This is a genomic window from Streptomyces sp. NPDC059679, from assembly GCF_042734105.1.
GTDB lineage: Bacteria > Actinomycetota > Actinomycetes > Streptomycetales > Streptomycetaceae > Streptomyces.
The window spans coordinates 104023-119523 of record NZ_JBHWES010000029.1 but is presented as its reverse complement, the minus strand read 5'-3'; the positions used below and the strand labels follow the sequence as shown (position 1 = coordinate 119523).

General features: G+C 70.0%; 11 protein-coding genes. 6 read left to right on the top strand and 5 right to left on the bottom strand.

What is annotated here, in order from left to right; all coding sequences use genetic code 11:
* Positions 1-343: 343 nt before the first annotated feature.
* From ACFV2X_RS28605 to ACFV2X_RS28595, 3 genes are all read right to left on the bottom strand, one after another.
* Positions 344-592 carry a hypothetical protein gene (locus ACFV2X_RS28605; RefSeq protein WP_385621700.1) on the bottom strand — a complete coding sequence of 83 codons (249 nt, stop codon included), beginning with the start codon at positions 590-592 and terminating at the stop codon, positions 344-346.
* A 374-nt stretch (positions 593-966) separates the two neighbouring features.
* Positions 967-1575, bottom strand: a complete 609-nt coding sequence (locus ACFV2X_RS28600; RefSeq protein ID WP_385621698.1) for a hypothetical protein — start codon at positions 1573-1575, stop codon at positions 967-969.
* The gene (locus ACFV2X_RS28595) at positions 1572-2687 is read right to left on the bottom strand and encodes an ArsR/SmtB family transcription factor (RefSeq protein ID WP_385621695.1); all 1116 of its coding nucleotides are present in this window, start codon (positions 2685-2687) and stop codon (positions 1572-1574) included. The genes ACFV2X_RS28600 and ACFV2X_RS28595 overlap by 4 nt, the downstream gene beginning before the upstream one ends.
* A gap of 88 nt (positions 2688-2775) precedes the next feature.
* Between ACFV2X_RS28595 and ACFV2X_RS28590 the strand changes: the two genes are divergently transcribed.
* Positions 2776-4095: an MFS transporter gene (locus ACFV2X_RS28590; protein ID WP_385621693.1), complete on the top strand. Its 1320-nt coding sequence runs from the start codon at positions 2776-2778 to the stop codon at positions 4093-4095.
* Between the two features lie 146 nt (positions 4096-4241).
* On the opposite strand, the gene ACFV2X_RS28585 is transcribed toward ACFV2X_RS28590, so the two are convergent.
* The gene (locus tag ACFV2X_RS28585; RefSeq protein WP_385621690.1) at positions 4242-4541 is read right to left on the bottom strand and encodes a Tn3 family transposase; all 300 of its coding nucleotides are present in this window, start codon (positions 4539-4541) and stop codon (positions 4242-4244) included.
* Positions 4542-4845: 304 nt separating this feature from the next.
* On the opposite strand from ACFV2X_RS28585, the gene ACFV2X_RS28580 reads away from it, so the two are divergent.
* Both ACFV2X_RS28580 and ACFV2X_RS28575 read left to right on the top strand, forming a co-directional pair.
* Positions 4846-5841, top strand: coding sequence for a helix-turn-helix domain-containing protein (locus tag ACFV2X_RS28580; protein ID WP_385621688.1), 996 nt, complete (start codon positions 4846-4848; stop codon positions 5839-5841).
* Positions 5842-6153: 312 nt separating this feature from the next.
* Positions 6154-6852, top strand: coding sequence for a S1 family peptidase (locus ACFV2X_RS28575; protein WP_385621686.1), 699 nt, complete (start codon positions 6154-6156; stop codon positions 6850-6852).
* A 299-nt stretch (positions 6853-7151) separates the two neighbouring features.
* Here ACFV2X_RS28575 and ACFV2X_RS28570 read toward each other — a convergent pair whose 3' ends face one another.
* Complete coding sequence (locus tag ACFV2X_RS28570; RefSeq protein ID WP_385621684.1) at positions 7152-7664, bottom strand: integrase core domain-containing protein; 513 nt, start codon at positions 7662-7664, stop codon at positions 7152-7154.
* Positions 7665-7914: 250 nt separating this feature from the next.
* Here ACFV2X_RS28570 and ACFV2X_RS28565 point away from each other — a divergent pair, with 250 nt between their 5' ends.
* Genes ACFV2X_RS28565 through ACFV2X_RS28555 form a run of 3 tightly spaced genes read left to right on the top strand, consistent with a single transcriptional unit; the run spans position 7915 to position 15423 of the window.
* Entirely contained in the window at positions 7915-12927 is a 5013-nt protein-coding gene (locus tag ACFV2X_RS28565) for an amino acid adenylation domain-containing protein (RefSeq protein ID WP_385621681.1), read from the top strand.
* Complete coding sequence (locus ACFV2X_RS28560; RefSeq protein WP_385621679.1) at positions 12924-14210, top strand: condensation domain-containing protein; 1287 nt, start codon at positions 12924-12926, stop codon at positions 14208-14210. The genes ACFV2X_RS28565 and ACFV2X_RS28560 overlap by 4 nt, the downstream gene beginning before the upstream one ends.
* A complete protein-coding gene (locus ACFV2X_RS28555) occupies positions 14203-15423 on the top strand; it encodes a cytochrome P450 (RefSeq protein WP_385621677.1) in 1221 nt (406 codons plus the stop codon). The genes ACFV2X_RS28560 and ACFV2X_RS28555 overlap by 8 nt, the downstream gene beginning before the upstream one ends.
* Positions 15424-15501 lie beyond the last annotated feature (78 nt).

Sequence of the window (15501 nt, the reverse complement as noted above, 5' to 3'; positions counted from 1 at the left end):
ACCTGGGGCATGCGAGACGCGTGACGGTTGCGATCTGCCCTCCAGACACGGCGACGGCCCCGGAATGATCACGTGGTGTGTGCCAGTGCGACAACTCCGAGGCCGTCAGCGGCCCATGCTCGGCGTAATCAGCTGGCCACCCGACAGGCTCTGAGCCAGAGAACTGGACACGTTCAGAATTGCGTCCTCACGGCTTCCTCAGGGCGGGAAGGCCGAGGTCGACGGATCTCCATGCGGGTCGCTGCAGAAATTCTTAGCCTGCCGCAGGACCTGTGACCTAGCATTTCCATATCCTTGAGTTCCTCAGATGGGCAGGGTCATCATGCTGAACCTCCTCATCGCGTCAGCGGCTTCTGGTGCTGAGAAGGGCGAGGACGCTGCCGTCGGCGGCCGGGGCGGCCATGCCGCGCTCGGTCATCATCAGGGAAATCGCGGCGGCGAGCCCGAGCGGCTCGCGGCCGTCCCGCCGCACCGCCCGCGGCCGGGACCGCTTCGGCTTCTCCTGGCGGCGGCCGCCGTTCTTCTTCGCCGCTTCCCGGGCCGCGACCAGGCCCTGGCGCGCGAGGTCAACCCCGCTCAACTCGGTGCTCACGCGATCACCGCCCCGGCCGGATCGCCCTCGAGAGGCCGGGCGGCTAGCTCGGGCAGCCGGTCCGCCCACGGCGCGGGGCCGGCCGCCTCGGTGTGGTCCGCAGCCTGCTCGCGAAAGTGCTCTCCGTGCGAGCGGAGGTGAGCCGGTACGTGCCAGAGCTGCGGACGTCCGATCCTGGTCCTCTCCGCGCGAGCGGAGGTGAGCCGAGGCCATCACCCTGGGGCTCGACGGATCCCGCGTCCTGTCCGCGCGAGCGGAGGCTAGCCGTGCTTTCTCCACCTGCGCCGCCTTTCCTGTCCAGTCGTTCGGGCCGTTGGAGCCTTCGATCTGGCGTACAAGATCGGCGTCGTGTCGCGGACCTGCGGCTTTACGGGCTACACCGATTGCGACTTGAACCGCCAGACGGCGTGCTCCAGCCCGCCCGGCTCGTGCCCGAGAATGGCGGCTGTCTTCTCGTACACGGCGCGCAGCTGCTCGTACCCGAGCCCCGAGACACCGGCATCCGCGGCGAAGGCATGCAGGTGCACGTCCACAGCGACATGCGATCGGCCGACGAGATTTGCGATGTAGTCCACGCTCTTCGGTCCTACACCCTTCACCGCGCGGAGGGCGGCACGGTTGTCCTGGTCGTCGAGCCAAGCGTGGAGGTCGTCACAGGTGTCGACACCGCTAGCGGCCAGCAAATCGGTGACTCCATGAGCCGTCGCGACCCTGCTGGGGCTCCTGAAATTCATAACAGCAGCAAGATCTTCCGTAGCAAGTCGCATCTGGAAGCCTCGCACCGTGGCAGCGTCAGGCCATGCCGATTGGAGATGGAGAATCCGCGGCCGGATCGTCGACTCGTACCTCCGCCGCGCCTGGAAGCTGGCATCGCAAATGACAGCACCCATGTGCGTCCAGCCACCAGGCGGGCAAAAAGGGCCGTCGCCGATGACGGCCAGAACATGGGCGGCGAGCTGCTGGACAGGGTCGATTGCGGTCATGTACCGATGATGCCGTTCCGACGTGACAAACCGGGCAGGAATGCGGAGCGCTGAGCCTGCTTCTCGAATTCTTCCAGGGCGTCGAGCTGGCTCTGGAGTTCCTGCTGGCTGAGGGTTATGGCTGCCTGTGTCGAGCCGTTCGTGTCTCCGGCCAGTTGGTCGCCGAGTTCAGTGCGACGGTAGACCACGCGGCGGCCAACTCGTGTACCGACTACCAGTTTCGCCTCTCGCAGCACGGCCAGGTGACCGCCGATCGTGCCGAGCGACTGATCGAGTTGCGCGGCGAGTTCGGTGCTGGTCGCCGGGCGTTCCAGTTCACGCAGAATCGTGGCGCGGCCTGGGCCGAGCAAGCGGGCGAGCGCGCGGGCGGTGCGGCCCGGGTTGGCCGTCTCACCGGCACCGCGTGCCGGATAGACGAGTGCGTGTGGGCCTGCCGGCCCTTTGCACAGCCAGCTGCCGCGTTGTTTGGTGACCGGGACGAAGAGCATGCCGTCGGCGCCGACGATGCGGTCCGGCCCTGGGCGGTCACTGAAGCGGATCGCGTCTGTGCCGACCCAGGCGCTACGACGGCTCATCTGCTGCAGGGCGCGCGGCCAACCGTAGGCAGCGAGTAGGCCGGCACGGTAGGTGACGTCGCGTTCGAGCAGCGCCCGGCGCCGCGGCCAGTCGGCGGCGAGGTGGTCACGCCAGACGTCGCGGAACAGTTCGGCCGTGCGGGTCGACCAGTCGCGCTCGGAGAGCCAGGTCAGATCGTGGTCCTTCCAGCTGTGAGCCACCGCATGCTCCAGGCCCTGTCGCACCGTCTCGTCCGGTATCAGCACGACCTCGGCGAGTTCGGACTCCAGCGTGGTGCCCATGCCACCCATCGGCGGCAGCGTGAGATGGTCAGGCAGGTACTTCGTCGAGCCGATGAGCCGGACCAGGCCCTTGGCGAAGGGGTCCGCGTTCAGCCGGGCACGGAACACCGCCTGGTGGCGGCCGTGCCAGGCGGACAGCCACGGGTCCGTACTCGGCCGACTGAGGACGATCATCGAGCCCAGCGTCTCCGCGAGCGGCGACAGGGCGAAGCGAGATCGGGATAGGGCCATCGAGTCCAAGCGCAGCAGCACCATCGGTCCGTCGGCCCCTTCCCCATGGCTCATCTTTCGCCCTCTGCCGAAACGATAGTGCCCGCCTGCGCCGGTCCCGCAGACTCCAGCGGTGCTTCCTCCCCTTCTTCGGCAGACAGACTTCCGCTGGTTCTTCACCGGACAGCTTGTGTCGCTGCTCGGCAGTTCCATGGCCCCCGTCGCGCTGTCCCTCGCGGTGCTCAACGCGTCGGGCCGGGCTAACGACCTTGGTGTAGTGGTAGCCACGCGCATGGTGCCGTTGCTCGTCTTCCTCCTCATCGGGGGCGCCACCGCCGACCGCCTGCCGCGGCGGACCGTCCTGGTAGCCGCCAACCTGGGCTCCGCGCTCACCCAGGGCTGTGTGGCCGCAGTCCTGCTGACCGATCACTACTCACTGCCCGTGGTGGCCGGGTTGGAGTTCCTCAACGGCGTGCTCGCCGCATTCACCACGCCCGCGCTGCGCGGACTGGTCCCGGAGCTGGTAGCCAAGGGCGAACTGCGGCAGGCCAACTCGCTACTGGCCTCCGTGCGCAACGGCACCAAGGTCTTCGGGCCGAGCATCTCAGGGCTGCTGGTTGTCGCGGTCGGCGGCGGACCGGCCATCGGCTTCGACGCGCTGACGTACCTGCTGGCTGCCGGCTGTCTCGCCCGGCTCCCCGTCGCCGTGGGGGCCACCGTCCCCGCGGCACGCCGAGTCACGCTCCGGCGCGACCTGCGCGAGGGATGGGCGCAGTTCCGAGGAACCCGCTGGGTCTGGTCCGTCACTCTCTCCTTCTGCGCGATCAATCTCGTGCAGACCGGTACCTGGCAAGTCCTCGGCCCGGAACTCACCAAGCAGCTCAGCAGCGAGGCAACGTGGGGCTTCCTGCTCAGCGCCCGAGGTCTCGGCATGCTGCTGATGAGCACGTTGATCTATCGGCTCACCGTCCGGCACCTGCTCCGCGCCGGCCAGCTCGCCTGCGCCCTCGGCGCTCTCCCGCTACTCGCGATCGGCGCGCAGTTGCATACGCCATGGCTGATCACCGCCGCCTTCGTGGCAGGGCTCGGCACCTCGCTGACGGGGACCGCCTGGGACACCTCTCTGCAGGAGCACATCCCACCTCGCGTCCTGTCCCGCGTCGCGGCCTACGACGCCCTGCTCTCCTACATCTCCAATCCCATCGGCCAGCTCTCCGTCGGCCCGCTCGCACACGCCTTCGGTGGCTTCCACGTCGCGACCAGCGCCGCCCTCTGCTACGCAGCCGCGGCCCTGCTCCCCCTGGCCTATCCGTCCGTCCGCCGCCTGCCACATGCCCAGACCAAGGTGCCAACGGAGGCACAGGCCGAAGGGCAGGCAGAGGCGCGGCGCGACGGATCGCCGCAACCGCCCAGGCAGGCCGGGACGCCGAGCCCGAAGGAGGCCCGGCAGTAACGAACAGCCACTGGACTGAAGTCCTGCACGCACAACCGGGCCCGCAGGACCTCGGCGACAACCGCGGAATCCAGGGGCGCGCATCAATATCAGCAACGGTTCGCGCCCCGCTCACGGGCCATGATGCCGACCCCGCCGGGGCCGGGTCAGGCAGCCTGGTCGAAACCTGCCGTGATTGCGTCCTGCTCACGCAGCGGGGTGAAGTCGACGTCGAGTTTCGGGTCGTACGCCTTGGGCTGGATGCCGAGCTCGTGCGTGGAGTACTCACCGAACCGGTTGATGTGCTCGGTCAGGTACGGCGAGATGTGGGCCAGGTCCTCCGGGTCGATCTCCCAGCCCTCCTCCAGCAGCTGCCGGACGATCTCCGCGATGTCCAGGGCTGGCTGGTCCGTACGACGCGCCGGAGCCCGGGTCGCACGTCCGGGGCGTCCGCTGTCCGCGGACAACTGGCATTGTCCACCGTTCGCCCTTCCCCTGAAAGGAGACACCGTTGTCCCATTCCCGAATCCGCACTGTGGCGCTGCGTAGCATGTACGGCCTGATCAGTGGCCGCATACCTCGGCATCGGCCGCGTCGCCTAAGCCGTATTCGCTCCTGCCACGGCCGCGTCCAACACTGTCGAAACCGAAGCCCCGCGCATCGCCTCGGTGCGGTGGGCATAACAACAGGGTTGGGCACCGGGCCGCCGCGGCTCAGGGCCACGACAGAGGCGTCGGAGCGGCGATTCCGGGGGGCGGAATGTGGCTGAACGTGTCGAACGAGGAACTGCCCGCCGAGGAGCAGTTACCCTTCTGGGCCGAATTGGTCTCCCGTGAGCTGGCACCACTCACCCTCAGCAGCGCGAACCCCGCAGGGGGCTTCCCCGCGTGGGCCTCGGTGCTGGATCTCGGCTCCGTACGGGTGGCCGCGTTCAACAGCCCGCCCGCGTATCTGAGACGCACCTGGACGGACATCCGGCGGTCCGACCCGAGCACGTACCAGCTGACCTTCGTCTCCGGCACCCCCCTGTGGATCAGCCAGCGGCGCCAGGACTCCGGGCTGGTGCTCGGCGACATGGTGCTCTTCGACCTGTCGCATCCGTTCGAAGGCGCGGTGCCCGACAGAGGCCGCCACACCCAGGTACTCATCGTGCAATTGCCGCGCGAGGAGCTGCCGCTTCGGCCGGACAAGGTCCACCGGCTCCTCGCCCAGCCCTTGTCGGCCCGCACCGGCATGGGGGCGATCCTCGCCCGGTTCCTGACCACACTGGACGCCTACGGCCCCGACTGCGACCCGCGCGACCTGAGCCGGTTAGGCGCGATGGCGCTCGACCTGGCGGGCGCCTGCCTGGCCCAGCACCTCGGAGCATACGACGACCTTCCGGCCGAGACCCGCCAGCAGGCCATGCTCGCACGCGTCAACGCCTTCATCGACCACAACCTCGATGATCCCAACCTGGGACCGGCGGACATCGCGGCACACCACCACATCTCCGTGCGCTCCCTGCACACCCTCTTCCGCCAGCAGGGAGAGACCGTGGCGGCCTCGATACGCCGACGCCGCCTGGAACGCTGCCACGCCGATCTCACCGACCCCCGGCTGCGGCGGCGGTCGATCGGCGCCATTGCCGCCCGGTGGGGATTCGTACGCCCGGCGGACTTCAGCCGGGTGTTCCGCGCCGCGTACGGCATGGCGCCCAGAGAGCTCCGGCAGGCGGCGCTGCCTGGTGTGCCGGATACGCAGCGGGCGGCGCTGAGCGACAAGTAACACCGCACGCATCGCCAAGTCGCCTCCGACGGCGCGTGCCACGATGCGAGGGAAGGGGGAACACGGGGCGGCCCGGCACCGCGCGAAGCCCTGGTTCGAGTGGACGTCCAAGGCAATCATGGAGGTTCGTCTGTGATCTCACGGCACACAGGACGGGTGCGGCTCCTCTCAGCGCTGCTTGCCGCGCTCGCAGCGTGCGCGTTCACCATCAGGGAACCCCGAGGCCCAACCACGACTCTCCATGGGGGGTGAGACTCACCAACCAGCGGGCACACCGGACAAGGGGTATGCATCTTGATCAAACTACGTGGAGTGGGCGCGATACTCACCATGCTCCTCGCCGTCCTGGCATTGCCCGAATCGGCCTGGGCGATCCAGGGCGGGTCCGTCAGCAAGCACGGCCCGTGGGCCGTCCGTGTCTACGCCGACGGCGACCCCTCGTGCACAGGTGCGGTGGTCGACCCCGAGTGGGTGCTCACTGCCGGCCACTGCGTCCGATACGACAATTGGCGCATCACCTTGCGGGTCGGCAGCCTCGACCAGCGGCACGGCACCGTCGTGCGCCGGATCGAGAACGCCACCGTGTTCACTCCCAAAGCCGACGTGGCACTCGTGAAGGTTCCCCGACTCAAGGTCAAGCCGATCGAGCTGGGGCGCAGCGGAGACGTGAAGGTGGGCCGGAGTGTTCGCGCATACGGATGGGGGGCCACGTGCGCTCCCCCGAAGCCTGAGTCCTCATGCCAGTCCAATGTGCTCAAGCAAGCGCAGTTGAAGGTCGCGGCACACTCGGACCGGCGGTGCGAACTCATGGTGGGAGCGGACGATTTCTGCGCCGCGCGGGGGAACGGCCTCCCCATGGGAGGCGATTCGGGCGGCCCGGCGACGGTCCGGAACCGGACCGGTCATGAGGTGCTGGTAGGGGTGCTCTCCGGATCCGACCGGGAGGCTGTCGCGTCATTCGCGGACATCACACGCCTGCGCTCGTGGATTGTCTCGGTCACCCGTTCCTGAGGGCCCACAGCCGTGACCCGGGGCGCTCGCAACCTGACTGGTCAGACACCACGTTCGCCGCATTCTCCCGAGTGTCGGGGAATATCAGCCGGGTCGAGAAGGCGGCCGCTCCCAGGCACCCCAGCACCAGACCGTGACGCAGCCACCTGATGCCTGTGCGACTCTGTCGCCCGATTCGTGGTGAGGTCCGATTCGATCAGCGCCACCTCCGCTTTCTCCGCCAGCGGTCCACCGGTCTCGCCAGGTCGGCTGAATCGGGCGACAGAGTCCTGTGCCGTTCAGAAACCCGTCGCGGCTGGTCAGGCCGCGTGTCTGTACACGTTGATCAGGCCGCCGAGGACGCGAGTCTGGAGTAGTCGTCGCGGAGTACTCGAGTCGGTCAATGGTGCGGTCCGGCTGTCGGTAAGGGGCGGACGTTGCCCTCGGGCCTGATGGGGGCGATGGCCGTTGTAGTGCCGGGCGTAGACGTCGAGGACGTGGCGAGCGTGGGTCTCGTTCCAGATCAGCACGTGATCGAGGAGCCCACGCCGCAGCGTCTCCCGGTCGCGGATCACAAAGCACAGCGACTCAAGGCGCACGCCCACCTCAAGAGCAGGGTTGCGGGCCTGCTGGGCCGTCCACTGCACGGTCGGATGAACGGTGACGCCGGCGACGTGGAGACGGCGCGGGCCGTGCTCGAGGAAGACCAGCGCGTAGATGCGGCGAAGGCTTGCCAGGTCGATGTGCGGGAAGTCGCAGGCGATGACGGCCTCGGCCTGGGATGTCAGGAAGTCGCGCCATGTGTCGCCGGCCGGCCCGGCCTGCTCCGGCACTCGCTGTAGCCCCACCCGCGTGCGACGAGACGTCGATGCCAGCGGAGCAACGTCGCTGGCGTCACGGGGAACACCTGCGCCCAGCGACGCCGGGGTATCAGCGAGGACAACGCCGCGAACCACAACCGGACCGCCCGCCCACTGGTACCGCACCGGACTCGGACCATTCCCAGTGCACGAACATGCAGGGGTAGAGATAGGGGTAGAGATCCTGTGCGACTCTGTCGCCCTCGTGCCTACACTCGGTCGTGTGCCCGAACCTGAGCTGCCCCGGCTGTCCACCGGGACCGAGTACGACTGCCTCCTCGCCGGCTTACGCGGGCTCTCGCCGTGGGCCACCACCCGTCCGCTCGCCGCACCGGACCGGCAGCCCGATGTGATTCCCGCCGCCCGGGAGACGTGGTGTTCGGCGGGCGCGATGATCGCGGAGCGGTGTTCCGCCGATCCGTCCCGGACAGCACTGTCCGACGGCGTGGCCGAGGTCGGTTATGGCGAGCTCGACGCGCGGGTGAACGCCCTCGCGGCCACGCTCGTGAGGCGCGGCATCACCAGGGGCGAGATCGTCGCGCTCGTGTTCGACCGGGGTATGGCGTTCGTGGTGGCGTTGCTCGCCGTGTGGCGGGCCGGAGCCGCGTATCTGCCGCTGTCGCCGTCGCACCCCGAGGCGTGGCTCGCCGACGTCGCCCGACAGGCCAGGGTCGCGCTGGTGGTCGGCGCCCCGATTCCCGGCTTTCCGCATCTGGACGAGGTGCCCGAGGCCGCCGAACCGGTCGAGGACCGGAACACTCCCGAGGACCTGGCGTATGTGATCGCCACCTCCGGGTCGACGGGCACGCCGAAGCTGGTCATGATCGAGCACGGCGGCCTGGTGAACCTGGTGCACGCGCAGCGCGAGTACCTCGGCGGAGTACCGGCGCGCTCACGGGTGCTGCAGTTCCCGCACCCGGCCTTCGACGCCGCCCTGTTCAACGTCCTGATGGCGTTGTCGAACGGTGCCCGGCTGGAGGTGCTGGGCGGCCCGCACTTATCCGGCGATCCGCTCGCCGAGATGCTGACCGTAAGGCGCATCACGCACGCGGTGCTGCCGGCGGCGGTGGTGCGCACCCTGCGGCCGGGCCGGTTCCCGGAGCTGGACGTGCTGATGAGCATCGGTGATGTGTGCCTGCCGGAGACTGCCCGCCAGTGGGGTGCGCACCACCGGTTCGTGAACGGCTACGGTCCCACCGAGACCACGATCTGCGCCACTCTGCACGACTCGGTCGGCGCGGAGCAGACCCGTGTGCCGATCGGACGCCCGATCGCGGGCTGCCACGTCGTCATCCTGGACGAGGAACGCAACCCGGTTCCACCGGGCGCAGTCGGGGAGATCTGCATCGGCGGACTCGGGGTGGGCCGTGGTTACTTGGGGCAGCCGGAGCTGACCGCCGAACGGTTCATCCCGGACCCGGCGGGCGGCAGGCTCTACCGCAGCGGCGATCTGGGGCGCATGCTCGCCGACGGGTCGATCGAATTCCTCGGACGCGTGGACGACCAGGTGAAGGTGCGTGGCGCGCGAGTCGAGCTCGGTCAGGTGGAAGGCGCGCTCTCGGCGCTGCCCGGTGTGCGCGATGCATTGGCGGTGCTCGACCGGCGGGGTGAGCCGCGGCTGCTCGGATACGTGATCGCCGACACCGACGCCGACCCTGAGGAGCTGAGGGCGTCGTTGGCGGCCACGCTGCCCGCGTACATGGTGCCCGACGAGGTCGTCCTGGTCGACCGCTGGCCGCTCACCATCAGTGGCAAGGTGGATCGGGCCGCCCTGCCCCGGCCGGGACGGGCGGCACGCGAGACGGACGCGCCGCGGGACGAGACCGAGGCCGAGGTGGTCCGGATCGCCGCCGAACTGCTCGGCGCGGAACGGGTCGGCGTGCACGACGACCTGTTCGGCCTCGGAGGCGACTCGCTCTTCGCCACGCAGCTCGTGGCCCGGCTGCGGTCGCGGCTGGGTGTCGAGGTCGCGCTGCGGACGGTGTTGGAGTGTGGCACGGCGGCCGGGATCGCGGCCGGAATCGGCGTCAAGGCCACCGACCGCGGGCCCCGGCCCGGTGCGGAGCCGAAGCCGTCGTCCGGGCAGCGGCGCGTGTGGCTGATGCACGGTCTGAGCCCGGACGCCCGTGCCTACCACGCGCAGTCGGTGTTCCGGCTCGCCGGGGAGCTGTCCCTGGAGTCGCTGGAGGCGAGCCTCACCGAGCTCGTGCGGGCGCACGACGTGCTGCGCAGCCGGTTCATCGAGGTCGACGGCGAGCTCGACTGCGTGGTCGACGAGCCCTGGCCGGTCGCGCTGGAGGTCCGTGACCTGAGCGGTTCCGAGGACCAGGCCGCGGCCGTCGGCGCGGTGGTGCGCGAGCTGCTGGGCGCGCCGTTCGACCTGGCGCATGAGCCGCCGTACCGCTGGACACTGCTGCGGCTCGGCGCCGAGGAGCACGTGTTCGTGTGTGTGGAACACCACTTGGTGCACGATGGCTGGTCGTTCCATGTGTTCGTGCGCGACCTGCTGGACGGCTACTCCGAACACCTCGCGCACGGGAGGATCAGCCGTCCGGCGCCACCGGTCGGATACTACGACTACGTACGCTGGCAACGGCAGTGGCTGGAGTCCGAGGAGGCCGACCGGCAACGCGCCTTCTGGCGCGCGGAGCTCGACGGCGCCGAGACCGTGCTGCGGCTGCCGCACCGCGCCGGGGCCCGCGCCACCGGCTTCCGCGGCCGCGCGCCGCGGCTCGAGATCGGCGGCGAGCTGGCCCGTCGCCTCGCGGATCTCGCCGAACGTTCGGATGTCTCCTTGTTCACGACCCTGCTGGCCGCGTTCTTCGTGTTGCTGCACCACACCACCGGATCCTGTGATCTGCTGGTCGGGTCCGGGGTGGCGAACCGGCGATGGCAGCAGACCGAGGACGTGCTCGGCATGTTCGTCAACACCGTGGTGTTCCGGGGAAGGTTCGACGGCGATCCGACGTTTGCCGAGTTCCTGCGGCAGATCCACGAGCGGTCGCTCGCCGGGTACGAACACCAGGAGCTGCCCTACGACCTGATCTTCGCCGAGTCGCCGGCCGGACACGGAGACGGCGCGCGCCCGCTCGTACAGGCGATGTTCAACTTCCATGACTCGCCTCTGGGGCCGCTGCGGCCGACGCCGCTCGATGTGACGGTCGTCGAGGGCGTGGGCAATGGATCGGCCAAGTTCGACATGTCGGTCATCGCGGTGCCGCGCTACGCCGAAGCCGGTCGCATCTCGCGGCTCGCGGGCGACCTGATCGCGATCCCGCGGTCGGCCGGGCCGGTGCTGCCCAGCTCGCGCTCCGCGTTGCAGGGCATCACGCTGGCGTGGGAGTTCGACACCGACCTGTTCGACGAATCGTTCTGCGCGCATCTGCTGACGGCGTTCGAGACGCTGCTGCGGACTCTTGTAGATGAGGCTGACGGGCCTGACACGCCGGTGTCGCGGCTTTCACTCATGGACGAGCGCACCCGTGCGCAGCTGCTCGAGTGGGGGCGGGGCAGGCACGCCGAGCCGCCGTCGTGGTGGATGCCGGACCTGGTCGCCCGCTGGGTGCGCGACACCCCGGACGCGATCGCCGTCGCGGGCCCGGATCCGCTGACCTATGCCGAGCTGGGGGCGCGATCCGATGAGGTCGCTCGGTATCTGCGAGGGTCCGGGCTCGGCGGTGGCGACGTGGTGGCGGTGCGCGTGGCGCACTCGCCGGAGGCCGTCGTGGCGCAACTCGCCGTGATGAAGTCCGGCGCCGCGTATCTGCCGTTCGATCCGGCGCACCCGCCGGCCCGGATGGGCGCCCTGATGGCCGACTGCGGAGCGAGAGTGGTCGTGACGACCGCCGCGCTCGCCGCCGACCTGCCCGCGGGCACGATCGCCGTGGTGCTGGAGGACGTTCCCGAGACCGGCGGCGACCTGCCCGCCGGCGTCGGCACCGACGCCTGCTATGTCATGTATACCTCCGGCAGCACCGGTCGGCCCAAGGGCGTTCTGGTCGAGCATCGCTCGGTCGCGGCCCGCCTGCACGACGACGGTGTCACCGATCTCGCCCCCGGCGACACCCTCCTCGCGGTCGCCACCATGGCGTTCGACGTGTCCGTAATGGAGATCTGGGGCCCACTCGTGAGCGGCGCGACCGTGCGGTTCCTGCCGTCTCCCTGGCATGTGGCCGACTTGGCACGCGAGCTGGCGGAGCCCACGGTGAGCCACGCCGCACTGTCCACGGCGGTGTTCCACGAACTGGTCGCCGAGGCGCCCGAGGCCGTCCGCGGACTGCGGAGCCTACTCGTCGCCGGTGACGTGATAGCGCCGGAGTCGCTCAAGGACTTGAGCGCCAGGGGCATCACCTCCGTCGTCAACGCGTACGGACCGACGGAGACCACGGTGATCGTCACCGGCATGCCGATGGACGAGTGGCGCCCGGTCGACCAGCCGCGCGTGCCGATCGGGCGTCCGCTGCCGAACACCTCGGTGTACGTGCTCGACGAGCACCTGCGGTTGGTGCCACCCGGCGTGATGGGGGAGATCTGCGTCGGCGGCCCGGTGGTGGCCCGTGGCTATGTGCGACCGGCGCCGGGGTTCGTCCCGAACCCGTTCGGGGAGGGAATGCTCTACCGCACCGGCGACCGGGGGCGCTGGCTCGACGGCGGCCTGCTCGACTTCGCCGGGCGGGCCGACGACCAGGTCAAGATCCGTGGGTTCCGGGTGGAGCCGGCCGAGGTCCGCGCGGCGCTCCTGGCGCTGCCCATGGTGCGGGACGCGGTCGTCGTGGCGGACCGCGCCGCGGACAGGCTGGTGGCGCATGTGGTGAGCGCGGAGTCCGGTGCCGCCGTCCGACGCGCCCTCGCCGCCGAGGTCCCCGGCCACTTGGTGCCGAGCGTGGTCGTGCCGCACGAGCGGCTGCCGGTCAACGCCGTGGGGAAGGTCGACGTGCGGGCGCTCGGACTGCCCCCGCGGCCGATGGAACCGGCCGCGCCGCGCACCGCCCTGGAGACTCTGATCGTGGACGTGGCCACCGATGTGCTGGGTGTCCAGCCGGGCGTGCACGACAACGTGTTCGAGCTCGGCATGCACTCGTTACAGGCGATGCGGTTCGCGTCCCGCGTCGCCGCCGCGACCGGCCGCACAGTCGGGCTCGGCCTGGTACTCGCCCAGCCCACCGCCGCCCGACTCGCCTCCGCACTGGAGTCGGCACCCGCCGACGCCGAAAAGATCACCAGGATCCCGCGTTGAGCGCCTCGTTCCCGCTGTCGGCCGCACAACGGGCCGTCTGGGCGCGGCACACGCGGGACCTCAGCGGACACAGGCAGAGCACCCTGCGCACGTTCGCGGTGACCGGAACCCTGAACGTGGCGGCGCTGCGCACCGCGGTCGAAGCGCTCGTACGGCGGCACGAACCGCTGCGGACCGTCTACCTCGACGGGCCCGTACAGCAGATCCGTCCCGATGCGCCGGTGGCGGTGCGGATCGTCTCCGAGCCGCCCCGGCCGCGCGCCTTCGACCTGGCTCGCGGACCACTGTTGCGCGTGGACGTCCGCCCGACCGGCCCGAACCGGCACGAGGTCACGTTCTCTCTGCATCTGCTGGCGGCCGACGGCTGGTCGCTGGGCGTGTTCTTCACCGAACTCACGGCCTGCCACCGGGCTGCCCTGCGCGGCGAATCCGCCGCCCTGCCCGAACTTCCCGTCCAATACGTCGACTGGGCGGCCTGGCAGGCCGAGCGGCTGACCCCGGAGCGGACCGGTGAACTCGTACGCTGGTGGCGCGGCGCGCTCGAGAGATACCCGCGGCCACTCGACGCGGATACCGGCCCCACCGGCGAGCCCGGCCGGGGCAGACGCCGTGCCGTGGCGCTGAACACCGGCCTGGTGAGCGCCATCCGCGACCTGGGCGCCGCCCACGGCCATACCGCGTTCACGGTGCTCGCGGCGGCGTGCGCGATCGCGCTGACCCGGCGCACCGGTCAGGACCGGGTGCTGCTGGGCCTCGCGGTCGCCGGCCGCGACCGCCCTGAAGTGGCCGGTGTCCTCGGATTCTTCGCCACCCTCTCGGTGCTGCCGGTGGACCTGACCCAAGACCCCCCTTTCGGCGTGCTGCTGGGGCGCGTAGCCGAGGCGACGGCCGCCACGTACCAAAACCGCGACCTGCCGCTCGACGAGATGGTGGCCGCGCTCGGCGGCCCGGACGAGCCGGACCGCACCCCCTGGGTACAGGCGATCTTCGCGCACCACCCACCGGGCAGCCTCGGCGAACTCCGTCTCGACGGCTGCGAGACCGCCGAGCTACCAGTCCTCGACACGGCCAAATTCGACCTGACCGTCCGCGTCGAGGACACCCCCGACGGCGCCAGTACGGTATGGGCGGAGTACGACACCGCCCGCTACCACGATCCCGAGATCGATGCGCTGCTCAAGGCCTACCAGGCCGTCCTGCACGCGGTCGTGGCCCGGCCGAAAACACCGGTGTCCGCGCTGCGCGCGCTCGTCCCACCACCCGGAGGACACATCCGTGGCTGAGTTACCCACCTACCCGCTTGCCAGGGATCCGGAGCACCCGCTCGACCCGCCGCCCGAATACCGCGAGCTCCGTGCGTCCGCGTCGCTCACACGGGTACGGGCGTGGGACGGCAGCACGCCATGGCTGATCACCCGCTACGAGGACGCCCGGCGTGCGCTGACGGACCGGCGGCTCACCATGGACGTCACATCGCCCGGCTTCCCGCACACCTCGCCGTCGTCGCGGTTGCGCAGCCAGGGCGCCGTCTTCTTCCCCTCCCGCCCCGAGGAACGGTACGCGGCCGGGCGAGCGATGATGATCCGGGAGTTCACCCCGCGCCGGATGGCAGAGCTGCGGCCCTTCGTCCAGCGCGTGGCGGACGGGGAGATCGACGCCATGCTCGCCGGACCCCGTCCGGCCGACCTGGTCGAGGCGTTCGCGTTGCCCCTCGCCATCAAGGTGATCTGCGAGTTCCTCGGTGTCCCGGTCGCCGACCGCGGCCACTTGCACGACCTCAGCCGCGTCCTCGGCTCCCGCACGGCGCCCGCCGAGCGAGTCGCCTCGGCTCGGTCCGAGATGGACGCGTACTTCCGCGCACTGGTCGCCGACCCGGGCGACGGGCTCATGGGCCGGATCGTGCGCGCCTACGTGGAGACCGGTGAACTGTCCGAAGCGGACGCCGCGGCCGACTTCCAGGGTCTGTTCTTCACCGGCCACGGCCCGACCGCGTACATGATCGCGACGGGTGTGGTCGCACTGCTGCGCCACCCCGAGCAGATCGAGGTGCTGACCGGCACCGACGACGAGACCGTGCACGCGACGGCGGTCCAGGAACTCCTGCGTTACGTCACCGTGTCGCACAACGCGAGGCAGCGGGCCGCCACCGATGACATCGAGATCGGGGAGACGCTCATCCGCCGAGGAGAGGGCGTACTCATCCAGATCGACTCGGCGGACCGTGACGAGACCGTCTTCCCCGAACCCGATCGCCTCGACCTGCGCCGCACCCCGTCGCGGCGGCATGTCGCGCTCGGGCTGGGGGTGCACCACTGCACCGGCCATGCGCTGGCCGACATCGAACTGGACGTCGCCTACACCACGCTGTTCCGCCGCCTGCCCGATCTGCGGCTCGCCGTCGACTTCGCGAAGGTGCCGTTCAAATTTGACGAAAACCTCATCGGCGTGCACGCGTTACCGGTCACTTGGGGCTCGGGAGCGAAACACCGGGATTAGGGCGAACAGGGCGTGCGCTGTACCGCCGTCCTGGGGCAGCCCCAGGTGTTCTGTCCAGGCCCGATGGTCGCCCGCTTC